This window comes from Pseudomonas sp. NCHU5216 (genome assembly GCF_052156495.1).
Lineage (GTDB): Bacteria > Pseudomonadota > Gammaproteobacteria > Pseudomonadales > Pseudomonadaceae > Aquipseudomonas.
The window spans coordinates 36,673-49,186 of sequence record NZ_JBQLIX010000025.1 but is presented as its reverse complement, the minus strand read 5'-3'; the positions used below and the strand labels follow the sequence as shown (position 1 = coordinate 49,186).

Below are 12,514 nucleotides of genomic sequence, written 5' to 3'. Positions count from 1 at the left end.
TGTGCTCGTGAAGAAATGGTTCGCGAGCAGAGCTCGCTCCTACGTGTTCGGGCTACGCCTGCTGCAGCTTACCGGCTCAGACGCAGGGCATTGAGTACCACCAGTAGCGAGCTGAACGACATGCCCACCGCTGCCCAGATGGGGGTGATCCAGCCGAGCGCCGCGAACGGCAGCACCAGGCCATTGTACAGGGTCGCCCAGCACAGGTTTTCGATGATGATGCGCCGCGTGCGCTTGGCCATGCTCAGGCCCTGCACCAGGCTGCTCAGGCGGTTGGACAGCAGCACGGCATCGGCACTGGTCTTGGCCAGGTCGGAGGCCGAACCCATGGCCACGCTGATATCGGCAGCAGCCAGCACTGGCACGTCATTGACGCCATCGCCGAGCATCAGCACGCGACGGCCTTCGCCATGCAACTGCTTGAGCACGGCCAGCTTGGCATCCGGGGTCAGGCCGCCCCGGGCATCCTCGATGCCCAACTGGCGTGCCACTTCATCCACCATCGGTGAGCTGTCGCCGGACAGCAGGTGGATGTTCCAGCCACGGGTGCGGGCGGCGGCGATCAGTTCGGGCGCATCCTCGCGCAGACGATCGTCGAGCACGAACCACGCCAGCGGGCCCTGCTCATCTCCCAGCAGCAGCCACTGGCCATGTTGGCTGGCAATCGCTGGCACGGCCTGGCGACTCAAGGCGCAGACGAAGCCGGCTTCGCCGATGCGCAGCAGGCGGCCGTCGACGCGGCCCTGCAGGCCCTGGCCGGGATGGCTGTCGACCGTTTCGGCCGGCTGAGGCGCCAGGCCGAAGGCGCGGGCGATGGGGTGTTCGGAACGGTTCTCCAGGGCGGCAGCCAGGGCCAGGCAGGCGTCTTGATCCAGCTCGCGCAAGGGATGGATTGCGCTGAGGGTCAGGCGACCCTCGGTGAGGGTGCCGGTCTTGTCCAGCACCAGGGTGTCGATATGGTTGAGGCCTTCCAGTACATGGCCGCGGGTCAGCAGCAGGCCCAGCTTGTGCAGGCTGCCGGTGGCGGTGGTCAGGGCGGTCGGTGTGGCCAGCGCCAGGGCGCAGGGGCAGGTGGCCACGAGCAGGGCGAGCACCACCCAGAAGGCGCGGCTGGAGTCGATTTCCCACCAGGCGAAACCGACCACGGCAGCAGCGACGAGGATGAACAGCAAAAACCACTGCGAAACCCGGTCGGCGATTTCCGCCAGGCGCGGCTTCTCGCTCTGCGCGCGCTCCAGCAGGCGCACGATGGCCGACAGCCGAGTGGCGTCGCCGAGCGCCTGCACGCTCACCGTCAATGGCCCTTCCACGTTCAGCGTACCGGCGGTGACCGGGTCGCCGATGCTGCGTGCCTGCGGCAGGTATTCGCCGGTGAGCAGCGATTCGTCGACGCTGGATTGCCCGGCGAGAATGCGCCCGTCAGCCGGGATCAGTGAGCCAGGCTGCACCAGAACCTGATCGCCTTCGCGCAGTTCTTTCAGCAACACGCGCTGACTCTGGCCGCTTGCATCCAGGCGCAGGCAGGACGCCGGCAGCAGCTTGACCAGTTGCGCGGTAGCCGCCGCGGTGCGTTCGCGGGCGCGACGTTCCAGATAACGGCCGGCGAGCAGGAACAGGGCGAACATGCCCACGGCGTCGAAATACAGTTCACCCTGGCCGGTGATGGTCGACCAGATGCCGGCGACATAGGCGCCACCTATGGCCAGCGAAACCGATACGTCCATGGTCAGGTGACGGGTACGCAGGTCGCGCAGGGCACCCCGGAAGAACTGCCCGCAGCAATAGAAGACAATGGGCGTGGTGAGGAACAGGCTGGTCCAACGCAGGATCTTGTCCAGCTCCGGCGACAGGTCGATGTTGAATTCCGGCCAGGTGGCCATGGTCGCCATCATTACCTGCATCCAAAGCAGGCCAGCCACGCCCAGCTCACGCATGCGTCGGCGGTTTTCCGCGGCCAGGCGCTCGGCAGCCTGATCGGATTGCCAGGGGTGGGCGGCATAGCCGATGCGGCGCAGTTCGGCGAGCAGTTGGCTCAGTGGGATCTGGCTGTCCTGCCAGCGCACCTGCAGGCGGTGATTGGACAGGTTCAGGTGCGCCTCGGCCACGCCCGGCACGCCGCGCAGGTGCTTCTCGATCAGCCAACCGCAGGCGGCGCAACTGATGCCTTCGATCAGTAGCTGGGTTTCGCTCAGTTCGCCTTCGTGCTGCACGAAGGGTTGCTGCACGTCGCTGCGGTCATAGAGCGCCAGTTCGTCAGGCAGCGCCTGGGGCAGGGCCTGCGGGTTGGCGGCGTTCTCGCTGCGATGGCTGTAGTAATGCTCCAGGCCTCCGGCGACGATGGCCTCGGCCACGGCCTGGCAGCCGGGGCAGCACATCTCGCGGGTTTCGCCGAGCACCACGGCATGGAAGCGGCTGCCGGTGAGCACCGGCAGACCGCAGTGATAGCAAGGGGTAGGTGAGGGCATCGGCAGCGTCAGTACGAGGGGTTGTCACCGATCATGATGGTCTGGCCATCGCTGATGGTTTCTTCCTCGAACAGGCGCCAGTTCTGGCTGCCTTCCTGGCCGAGCAGTTCGACGAAACGGCGACCACTGACCTCGTCGACCATCTGCCCACGGTACTGGCCGTCCGCCGTCGGTTGCAGGATGACGCGGCGATCACGCTCCGGCTGGGTCGGCGAGATCAGATTGAGCACGATCTGCTGCGGGCGGCTGTTGCCTTGCAGGCTGAGCAGGGCGGTGCCGGTGCTGTTGTCCAATACCAGCTCGCCATGCAGTTGCAGGCGTTCGGCCAGTTTCTCGCGCTCCAGCGACTGGTTGATGCCTTTGCCGACATCGTAGTAATCGTCGGAAATCAACCCCGGCGGGTTCTTGGTGGCCAGGGTGAGCAGGGCCAGGCCCTGCACCACCGAATAGCCCAGCAGGGCGATGATGAACCAGGGCCAGAACTGCTTGTACCAGGGTTTGGCTGGCGATGGTGCGTGCTCGGTCATGCTCTTTCCGTTGTCAGCGGACGCTGGGGCCGATGAAGCGGCTGTCGGCGTCGTTCTTGATACTGGGGTCGTCCGCCGATTGTACGTGGAAGACGATGTTGTTGGCGCTCGAGGGCAGCTTCTCCGGGGCGATGGAGAGTTCCACCGGGAAGGAGTACACCTCGCCGGCCAGGGCGTGCACTTCGCGCTTGCCTTCGTAGACCAGGCCGTCGAGGCCGTCGGCACTGATCACGTAGGTCATGTCGTGCTGCGCCTTGTTCATGATCTTCAGGGTGTAGACGTTCTCGATGTAGCCACGCTCGTTCTCGCGGAACAGCACGCGATCCTTGAGCACGTCCAGTTCCACCAGCGGACGGTTGGCCACGGCCCAGGCGAACAGGCCCATCATCGCCACCAGCGCGACAGCGTAGCCGATCAGGCGTGGCCGCAGCAGGTGGGTCTTGTGGCCGGACAGGTTGTGTTCAGTGGTGTAGCTGATCAGCCCCTTGGGATAGTTCATCTTCTCCATGATGCTGTCGCAGGCGTCGATGCAGGCCGCACAGCCGATGCATTCGATCTGCAGGCCGTCGCGGATGTCGATGCCAGTGGGGCAGACGTGCACGCACATCTTGCAGTCGATGCAGTCACCCAGGCCCTGAGCCTTGTAGTCGGCATCCTTCTTGCGCGGGCCACGCTTCTCGCCGCGGCGCGGGTCGTAGGAGACGATCAGGGTGTCCTGGTCGAACATTACGCTCTGGAAGCGCGCATAGGGGCACATGTAGATGCACACCTGCTCGCGCAGGTAGCCGGCATTGCCGTAGGTGGCGAGGGTGAAGAAGCCGATCCAGAAATAGGCCCAGCCGCTGGCCTGGCCGGTGAAGATCTCCACCACCAGGTCGCGAATCGGCGTGAAGTAACCGACGAAGGTAATGGCGGTCAGCAGCGATACGCCGACCCAGATGCCATGCTTGGCGAGCTTGCGCCCCAGCTTGTTGCCGCTCATGGCTTGCTTGTCCAGCTTCATGCGCTGGTTGCGGTCACCCTCGGTGACTTTCTCCGCCCACATGAAGACCCAGGTGAATACGCTTTGCGGGCAGGTATAGCCGCACCAGACGCGGCCGGCGAAGACGGTGATGAAGAACAGGCCGAAGGCGCAGATGATCAGCAGCCAGGACAGCAGCATGAAATCCTGCGGCCAGTAGGTGGCGCCGAAGATATGGAACTTGCGCTCCGGCAGGTTCCACCACACGGCCTGGCGACCATCCCAGTTGAGCCAGACGGTGCCGAAGAACAGCAGGAAGAGCAGGGCGCCGCCTGCGAGTCGCAGATTGCGGAACAGCCCGGTGAAGGCGCGGGTGTAGATCTTCTCGCGGCTGGCGTAGAGGTCGACGCCGGCATTCTTGGCAGGGGGGGTGATGTCCTGGACAGGTATCTGATTGCTCATCGATGCGCACCACAGCGGTTGGTTGGCAGCCCAGGCCGATACGTGCCGGTCAGGGTCAATTCACGGTATCCATATGGTACGCCTGAAAGACAACGCCCGGGTGCGACCAGCGGTCGCGACCCGGGCGTTCATTGACCCTTGTCAAAAGAGTCGTATTGGGCTTACTGCTCTTCGTTCGGGTGCGACAGGCTGTACACGTAAGCGGCCAGCAGATGCACCTTGTCGTTGCCGAGGAATTCTTCCTGGGCTGGCATCTTGCCGTGGCGGCCATAGCGGATGGTCTGTTGCAACTGAGCATAGCTGCTGCCGTAGATGAACGCTGCCGGGTTGGTCAGGTTCGGCGCGCCCATGGCCGGGGTGCCCTTGCCGTCGGCGCCGTGGCAGGCGAAGCAGGTGCCGGCGAAGACTTTCTGGCCGGCAGCGATGTCGGCTTCCACACCTTCCGGCAATTGACGGCCAGCCAGTTGGGTCAGCACGTAGGCGGCGACGTTGCGTACACCGTCTTCGCCGATGGCCGGGCCCTGGGCGGGCATGGCGCCTTCACGACCATGCAGGATGGTGGTCTTGATGGTTTCCGGCGAGCCGCCCCAGCGCCATTCGTTGTCGGTCAGGTTGGGGAAGCCATAGCTGCCCTTGGCGTCGGAACCGTGGCACACCGAGCAGTTGGAGGCGAACAGACGGCCACCCATTTTCAGGGCCTGCTCGTCCTTGGCCACTTCCTCGATGGGCATGGCGGCGTACTTGGCGAACAGCGGGCCGTATTGCGCATCGGCGCGCGCCATTTCCTTCTCCCACTGGTGCACGCCGGTCCAGCCGGAGTGACGCATGGAGCCGTCGGCGATCTCTACACCGGCTGCGAAGGGGGTCTTGCTCTCGCTGTCTAGGTAGTCGTAGCCCGGCAGCAGGCCTTTCCAGTTACCCAGGCCCGGATACAGGGCCAGGTAGCCCAGGGCGAAGACGATGGTGGCGACGAACAGCATGAACCACCACTTGGGCAGCGGGTTGTCATACTCCTCGATGCCGTCGAAGCTGTGGCCGACGGTTTCGTCGGTCACTTCCTGGCGCTGCCCCTTGCGGGTGCCGAAGATCAGCCAGGTCAGGGCGAAGATGGTGCCCAGGGAGAGGATGGTTACGTACCAACTCCAGAACGTGGTCATTGGTTATTGCTCCTGGAAGAGTCTTGGTCGCGCTTGGACTCGGGCTTGGTTTCGGGGTCGTCGGCGAAGGGCAGGTTGGCGGCTTCGTCGAAGCTGGACTTGCGCTTGCTGCTGTAGGCCCAGAGCACCACACTGATGAAGGCGATGAACACCACCGCCGTGCCGATTCCGCGAATAGTCCCGATATCCATGGCGTCTTACCGTTTGTTCTTGATGGAAGTGCCGAGAACCTGCAGGTACGCGACCAGCGCGTCCATTTCGGTCTTGCCTTTCACTGCATCACGGGCACCGGCGATGTCCTCGTCGGTGTAGGGGATGCCGAAGCCACGCATGACTTCCATCTTCTTCGCGGTGTCCTTGCCATCGAGCTTGTTTTCCACCAGCCAGGGGTAGGCGGGCATCTTCGACTCGGGCACGACGTTGCGCGGGTTATAAAGGTGGGCGCGGTGCCACTCGTCCGAGTAGCGGCCGCCGACGCGGGCCAGATCCGGGCCGGTACGCTTGGAACCCCACAGGAAGGGATGATCCCAGACGCTTTCGCCGGCGACGGAGTAGTGGCCGTAGCGCTCGGTCTCGGCGCGGAACGGACGGATCATCTGCGAGTGGCAACCGACGCAGCCGTTGGCGATGTAGATGTCACGGCCTTCCAGTTGCAGCGCGGTGTAGGGCTTGAGACCTTCCACCGGCTCGTTGGTGACGTCCTGGAAAAACAGCGGAACGATCTGGGTCAGGCCACCGATGCTGACGGCAATCACCATCAGCAGTGCCATCAGGCCGATATTCTTCTCGATGATTTCGTGTTTCATCAGTGAGCTACTCCGGCGGGAATCTGCGCAGCCGCATCGTATTCAGCCGGCTTGGCGGCACGCACGGTGCGGTAGGTGTTGTAAGCCATCAGCAGCATGCCGGTGACGAAGAAGGCGCCGCCGATCATGCGCACGATGTAGCCTGGGTGGCTGGCCTGCAGGGCTTCGACGAAGGAGTAGGTGAGGGTGCCGTCTTCGTTGACTGCGCGCCACATCAGACCCTGAGTGATGCCGTTGACCCACATCGAGGCGATGTACAGCACGGTGCCGATGGTGGCCAGCCAGAAGTGGGCGTTGATCAGGCCGACGCTGTGCATCTGCTCGCGACCGAACACCTTGGGAATCAGGTGATACAGCGAGCCGATGGAGATCATCGCTACCCAGCCGAGGGCACCGGCGTGTACGTGGCCGATGGTCCAGTCGGTGTAGTGGGACAGGGCGTTGACGGTCTTGATGGCCATCATCGGGCCTTCAAAGGTCGACATGCCGTAGAACGCCAGGGAAACGACCAGGAAGCGCAGGATCGGGTCGGTGCGCAGTTTGTGCCAGGCACCGGACAGGCTCATCATGCCGTTGATCATGCCACCCCAGCTCGGCGCCAGGAGGATCACCGACATGGCCATGCCGAGGGACTGGGCCCAGTCCGGCAGCGCGGTGTAGTGCAGGTGGTGCGGGCCGGCCCAGATGTACAGGGTGATCAGCGCCCAGAAGTGGACGATGGACAGGCGGTAGGAGTAGATCGGACGCTCGGCCTGCTTGGGTACGAAGTAGTACATCATGCCCAGGAAGCCGGTGGTCAGGAAGAAGCCCACGGCATTGTGGCCGTACCACCACTGGATCATCGCGTCGGTGGCGCCGGAGTACATGGAGTAGGACTTGGTCAGGCTGACCGGCATTTCCATGCTGTTGACGATGTGCAGCATGGCGGTGACCAGGATGAAGGCGCCGAAGAACCAGTTGCCCACATAGATGTGCTTGGTCTTGCGCTTCATGATGGTGCCGAAGAACACCAGCAGGTAGGTGACCCAGACCACACCCAGGAGGATGTCGATCGGCCATTCCAGCTCGGCGTATTCCTTGGAGCTGGTGTAGCCCAGGGGCAGGGTGATCACGGCGAGCACGATCACGGCTTGCCAGCCCCAGAAGGTGAATGCAGCCAGACCATCGGAAACCAGACGCGTCTGGCAGGTACGCTGGACCACGTAATACGAAGTCGCGAACAGTGCGCATCCGCCGAAGGCGAAGATCACCGCATTGGTATGCAAGGGACGCAGACGGCCGAAGCTGGTCCACGGCAGGCCTAGGTTGAGTTCCGGCCACACGAGTTGTGCGGCGATGAACACGCCTAGACCCATCCCTATGACCCCCCAGATCACCGTCATAATGGCGAACTGGCGGACCACCTTATAGTTATAAGCAGTCTGACTGATTGCTGTGCTCATGCTAGGGGTTCCACGGTTAATGGATTTTTATGGGGCAAAAATCGGCGGCAAGTATGGAGAAAGCAGGTAGCCATTGCAACGCAACCCACCGACACGATCAGGGTTTCAGGGCTTTTCATCGGCCTGTTGGTCAGGCCTGAAAAAGCGCCTTGCACCTCGTTGCGCAAGCAGTTTGCGCGGCGCTAGGAATGGATCGCCTTGGAATTGTATGCAGATGGCGACTGTCAACGAGCTTAGCGCAGGTGAAGGAGCCTGCGTTGCTGTTGGTCGGATGGTGCGACATCGGGTCGCATGAAGGGAGGGGCCGGTGGTCGCGGCTGCGACCACCGGCAAGAGGCGGGGTTATTGCTCTTCGCTGTGGCTCAGCTTGTAGACATAGGCGGCCAGCAGGTGGGCCTTGTCGTTACCGAGGAAATCTTCCTGAGCAGGCATGTTGCCATTGCGACCATAGCGAATGGTCTGCTGCAGTTGCGCGAAGCTGCTGCCGTAGATGAACGCGCTCGGGTGGGTCAGATCCGGTGCGCCGAGGGCGGGTGTGCCCTTGCCGTCTGCGCCATGGCAGGCGAAGCAGGTGCTGGAGAAGATCTTCTCGCCCGCGGCGACATCCGCCACTTCGCCTTCCGGCAGTTCACGTCCACCCAGTTTGGTCAGCACGTAGGCGGCCGCGTTGCGTACGCCGTCTTCGCCGATCACCGCACCCTGCGGCGGCATCATGCCGTGACGCCCCTTGAGGATGGTGGTCTTGATGGTCTCCGGCTCGCCGCCCCAGCGCCAGCTGTCGTCGGTCAGGTTGGGGAAACCGTAGCTGCCCTTGGCATCGGAACCATGGCACACCGCACAGTTGGAGGCGAACAGACGACCGCCCATCTTCTGCGCCTGCTCGTCCTTGGCCACCTCGGCGATGGGCATGGCGGCGTACTTGGCGAAGATCGGGCCGTACAGCTCATCGGCACGATCCATCTCGCGCTGCCACTGGTTGACCTGGGTCCAGCCGTCTTCGTAGCCGGGCAGCAGGCCCTTGAAGTTGCCCAGGCCCGGGTAGAGCAGCAGGTAGGCTGCGCCGAACACCAGAGTGGCGAGGAACAGCATGAACCACCACTTGGGCAGCGGGTTGTCATACTCCTCGATGCCATCGAAGGCATGGCCCATGGTCTGCTCGGTCGGGTTCTTGTGCACTTCGCTCTTGCGGGTGGCGAAGATCAGCCAGAACAGCGCGACCATCGTGCCGACGGTGAGCAGGGTGACGTAGATGCTCCAGAAGGCTGTCATGCTTCATTACTCCAGACATCGGGCTTGTCGTCGGCGAACGGCAGGTTGGCCGCTGCGTTGAACTCGTCGCGGCGCTCGCCGCTATAGGCCCAGAAGGTGACTGCGGTGAAGGCGATCAGTACCAGTGCGGTACCCAGACCGCGCAACGTACCCACATCGATGAACTCGAACATGGCGCTTACCTCTTGTTCTTCACGGCGGTGCCGAGCACCTGCAGGTAGGCGACCAGCGCCTCCATCTCGGTCTTGCCCTTGACCGCGTCGCTGGCGCCGGCAATGTCGGCGTCGCTGTAGGGCACGCCGAGAGTGCGCAGGGCGCTCATCTTCTTGGCGGTGTCCTGGCCGTCGAGGGTACCTTCCACCAGCCAGGGGTAGGCGGGCATCTTCGACTCGGGCACGACGTTGCGCGGGTTGTACAGGTGGGCGCGGTGCCACTCGTCCGAGTAACGACCGCCGACCCGTGCCAGATCCGGGCCGGTACGCTTGGAGCCCCACAGGAAGGGGTGATCCCAGACGCTTTCACCGGCGACGGAGTAGTGGCCGTAGCGCTCGGTCTCGGCGCGGAACGGACGGATCATCTGCGAGTGGCAGCCGACGCAGCCTTCGCGGATGTAGATGTCACGGCCTTCCAGTTGCAGGGCGGTGTAGGGCTTGAGGCCTTCGACCGGCTCGTTGGTGATGTCCTGGAAGAACAGCGGGACGATCTGCGTCAGGCCACCGATGCTGACCGCCAGGATCATCACCAGGGCCATCAGGCCGATGTTCTTCTCGAGAATCTCGTGTTTCATCAGTGGGCTCCTTCTACCGAGAACTGCGCGGCTGCTTCCATCTCCACGGATTTGGCGCTACGCACGGTCAGCCAGACGTTCCAGGCCATCAGCAGCATGCCGCTGAAGAAGATGGCGCCGCCGATCACCCGCACCACGAAGCCGGGGTGGCTGGCTTCCAGCGCCTCGACGAAGGAGTAGGTGAGGGTGCCGTCCTCGTTGACCGCACGCCACATCAGGCCCTGGGTGATGCCGTTGACCCACATCGAGGCGATGTACAGCACGGTGCCGATGGTGGCCAGCCAGAAGTGGCCGTTGATCAGGCCGATGCTGTGCATCTGCTCGCGACCGAACACCTTGGGAATCAGGTGATAGAGCGAGCCGATGGACACCATGGCGACCCAGCCGAGGGCACCGGCGTGTACGTGGCCGATGGTCCAGTCGGTGTAGTGGGACAGGGCGTTGACCGTCTTGATGGCCATCATCGGGCCCTCGAAGGTGCTCATGCCGTAGAAGGCCAGGGACACCACGAGGAAGCGCAGGATCGGGTCGGTACGCAGTTTGTGCCAGGCACCGGACAGAGTCATCATGCCGTTGATCATGCCGCCCCAGGAGGGTGCCAGGAGGATCAGCGACATCACCATGCCCAGCGATTGCGCCCAGTCCGGCAGCGCGGTGTAGTGCAGGTGGTGCGGGCCGGCCCAGATGTACACCGCGATCAGCGCCCAGAAGTGGACGATGGACAGGCGGTAGGAGTAGACCGGGCGACCGGCCTGCTTGGGCACGAAGTAGTACATCATCCCCAGAAAACCGGCGGTCAGGAAGAAGCCCACGGCGTTGTGGCCGTACCACCATTGGATCATCGCATCGGTGGCGCCGGCATACAGCGAGTAGGACTTGGTCAGGGTGACCGGGATCTCCAGGTTGTTGACCAGGTGCAGGATGGCCACGGTGAGGATGAACCCGCCGAAGAACCAGTTACCCACATAGATGTGGCTGACCTTGCGCTGCATCACCGTACCGAAGAAGACGATGGCGTAGGACACCCAGACGATGGTGATGAGGATGTCGATGGGCCATTCCAGTTCGGCGTATTCCTTGGAACTGGTCCAGCCCAGTGGCAGGCTGATGGCTGCGAGCAGGATCACCAGTTGCCAGCCCCAGAAGGTGAAGGCTGCCAGTTTCGGCGCGAACAGCGTGGTCTGACTGGTGCGTTGCACCGCGTAGTAGCTGGTGGCGAACAGGGCGCAGCCACCGAAGGCGAAGATCACCGCATTGGTATGCAGCGGGCGGAGCCGGCCGAAGCTGGTCCAGGGTAGGTTGAAGTTCAGTTCGGGCCAGGCCAGCTGGGCAGCGATGAATACGCCGAGTCCCATGCCGACGATGCCCCAAACCACCGTCATAATGGCGAACTGGCGAACCACCCTGTAGTTGTAGGCGGAACGGGTTGTTGTGTTCATGTCTGGGCTTCCATCCACGGTTATGGCAGAGCGGCCGATACCCGTGGCACCCCTAGGCATGAGCAGGCCACGAACACCACGGATATCGACGCGAGGTAAGCATGAGCAAAGGGCCATCTGGGTTTATTGACGCCGGTCAATGTGAGTCGGGGCTGCCCTGGCAGTGGGACGAAGCGCCGCAGGGCAGTGGAATCACCCTGATCCTCGCCCACGGCGCAGGCGCCCCCATGGACAGCCCGTTCATGCAGAACATGGCTCGAGGCCTTGCCGCACGCGGCGTGCAGGTGGTGCGCTTCGAGTTCGCCTACATGGCGCAGCGACGTGTGGATGGGCGTAAGCGTCCGCCCAATCCACAGGCGCAATTGCTGCAGCAATGGCGCGAGGTGCATGCCCAGGTGTGCCAACGGGTCGCAGGGCCGGTGGCCATCGGCGGCAAGTCCATGGGCGGGCGCATGGCCAGCCTGCTGGCAGATGAACTGGGGGCGGCAGCCTTGGTCTGCCTTGGCTATCCCTTCTATGCCGCTGGCAAGCCGGAGAAGCCGCGGGTCGCGCATCTGGCCGAGCTGCGCACGCCGACCCTGATCGTCCAGGGCGAGCGCGATGCTCTGGGCAATCGCGAGGCCGTTGCCACTTACGACCTGTCAGCGGCCATCGAGCTGCACTGGTTGCAGGCAGCCGACCATGACCTGAAACCCCTCAAGGCGTCCGGCTTCAGTCATGAACAGCACCTCGACACGGCGACCGGAGCCATCGTCGAGTTCCTCGCTTCGGATCCTGTTCGGTTACACAAGCGCTAGGGGCTGTTGCCGCTTCGTCGCGTGCGCGATGCGGCAACAGAGCCTAGGCTGTTTCATGACCGTCGCAGACGCTGGCCGCTCGTGCCGTGCCATTAGCAAGCGCTGCTTTGCAGGCCAGCTAGCAGGCTGTTGAAAAACTACCTGCGTTGGCAATACCGCGTTAAAAATGGCCTCAAAATGCTCATTTACAGCACGTAAACTGCGCTTTTTCGGCCATTTTTGCCTTGTCTTGCCTGCCTCGCCGACGTTTTTCAACGGCCTGCTAGGCACTTTCATTCGGATACCTTTTCGTGCCCGGCGTGTTGCAAAAGCGGTTGCGCTTGACCGATGGGTCACGCAATGTGACATCTGAGTGTCCGGCCCGGCGCAGAGCGGCTGACAAAGGTTTCTGGCCTTATTCGG

General features: G+C 63.2%; 12 protein-coding genes. 1 reads left to right on the top strand and 11 read right to left on the bottom strand.

Annotated features, from left to right (window positions below; genetic code table 11):
- Nucleotides 1-68: 68 nt before the first annotated feature.
- The 11 genes from ACSVIK_RS17260 to ccoN (ACSVIK_RS17210) form a co-directional block, all read right to left on the bottom strand.
- Entirely contained in the window at nucleotides 69-2,465 is a 2,397-nt protein-coding gene (locus tag ACSVIK_RS17260) for a heavy metal translocating P-type ATPase (RefSeq protein ID WP_442445476.1), read from the bottom strand.
- A gap of 8 nt (nucleotides 2,466-2,473) precedes the next feature.
- Complete coding sequence (locus tag ACSVIK_RS17255) at nucleotides 2,474-2,992, bottom strand: FixH family protein (RefSeq protein WP_442445475.1); 519 nt, start codon at nucleotides 2,990-2,992, stop codon at nucleotides 2,474-2,476.
- Between the two features lie 13 nt (nucleotides 2,993-3,005).
- Nucleotides 3,006-4,415 carry a cytochrome c oxidase accessory protein CcoG gene (ccoG, locus tag ACSVIK_RS17250; RefSeq protein WP_442445474.1) on the bottom strand — a complete coding sequence of 470 codons (1,410 nt, stop codon included), beginning with the start codon at nucleotides 4,413-4,415 and terminating at the stop codon, nucleotides 3,006-3,008.
- 161 nt (nucleotides 4,416-4,576) lie between these two features.
- Nucleotides 4,577-5,572, bottom strand: coding sequence for a cytochrome-c oxidase, cbb3-type subunit III (ccoP, locus tag ACSVIK_RS17245; protein ID WP_442445473.1), 996 nt, complete (start codon nucleotides 5,570-5,572; stop codon nucleotides 4,577-4,579).
- Complete coding sequence (locus tag ACSVIK_RS17240) at nucleotides 5,569-5,763, bottom strand: cbb3-type cytochrome oxidase subunit 3 (RefSeq protein WP_268177928.1); 195 nt, start codon at nucleotides 5,761-5,763, stop codon at nucleotides 5,569-5,571. Before ACSVIK_RS17240 ends, ccoP (ACSVIK_RS17245) begins: the two co-directional genes overlap by 4 nt.
- 6 nt (nucleotides 5,764-5,769) lie before the next feature.
- Nucleotides 5,770-6,378: a cytochrome-c oxidase, cbb3-type subunit II gene (gene ccoO, locus ACSVIK_RS17235; protein WP_322981204.1), complete on the bottom strand. Its 609-nt coding sequence runs from the start codon at nucleotides 6,376-6,378 to the stop codon at nucleotides 5,770-5,772.
- Complete coding sequence (gene ccoN, locus ACSVIK_RS17230) at nucleotides 6,378-7,820, bottom strand: cytochrome-c oxidase, cbb3-type subunit I (protein ID WP_442445472.1); 1,443 nt, start codon at nucleotides 7,818-7,820, stop codon at nucleotides 6,378-6,380. The genes ccoO (ACSVIK_RS17235) and ccoN (ACSVIK_RS17230) overlap by 1 nt, the downstream gene beginning before the upstream one ends.
- Before the next feature lie 342 nt (nucleotides 7,821-8,162).
- Nucleotides 8,163-9,089, bottom strand: coding sequence for a cytochrome-c oxidase, cbb3-type subunit III (gene ccoP / locus ACSVIK_RS17225; protein ID WP_442445471.1), 927 nt, complete (start codon nucleotides 9,087-9,089; stop codon nucleotides 8,163-8,165).
- Entirely contained in the window at nucleotides 9,086-9,262 is a 177-nt protein-coding gene (locus ACSVIK_RS17220; RefSeq protein WP_268177924.1) for a cbb3-type cytochrome oxidase subunit 3, read from the bottom strand. Before ACSVIK_RS17220 ends, ccoP (ACSVIK_RS17225) begins: the two co-directional genes overlap by 4 nt.
- A 5-nt stretch (nucleotides 9,263-9,267) precedes the next feature.
- Nucleotides 9,268-9,876: a cytochrome-c oxidase, cbb3-type subunit II gene (gene ccoO / locus ACSVIK_RS17215; RefSeq protein ID WP_442445470.1), complete on the bottom strand. Its 609-nt coding sequence runs from the start codon at nucleotides 9,874-9,876 to the stop codon at nucleotides 9,268-9,270.
- A complete protein-coding gene (gene ccoN / locus ACSVIK_RS17210; protein WP_442445469.1) occupies nucleotides 9,876-11,315 on the bottom strand; it encodes a cytochrome-c oxidase, cbb3-type subunit I in 1,440 nt (479 codons plus the stop codon). The genes ccoO (ACSVIK_RS17215) and ccoN (ACSVIK_RS17210) overlap by 1 nt, the downstream gene beginning before the upstream one ends.
- A gap of 101 nt (nucleotides 11,316-11,416) precedes the next feature.
- On the opposite strand from ccoN (ACSVIK_RS17210), the gene ACSVIK_RS17205 reads away from it, so the two are divergent.
- A complete protein-coding gene (locus ACSVIK_RS17205) occupies nucleotides 11,417-12,112 on the top strand; it encodes an alpha/beta family hydrolase (protein WP_442445468.1) in 696 nt (231 codons plus the stop codon).
- The last annotated feature ends 402 nt before the right edge of the window (nucleotides 12,113-12,514 follow it).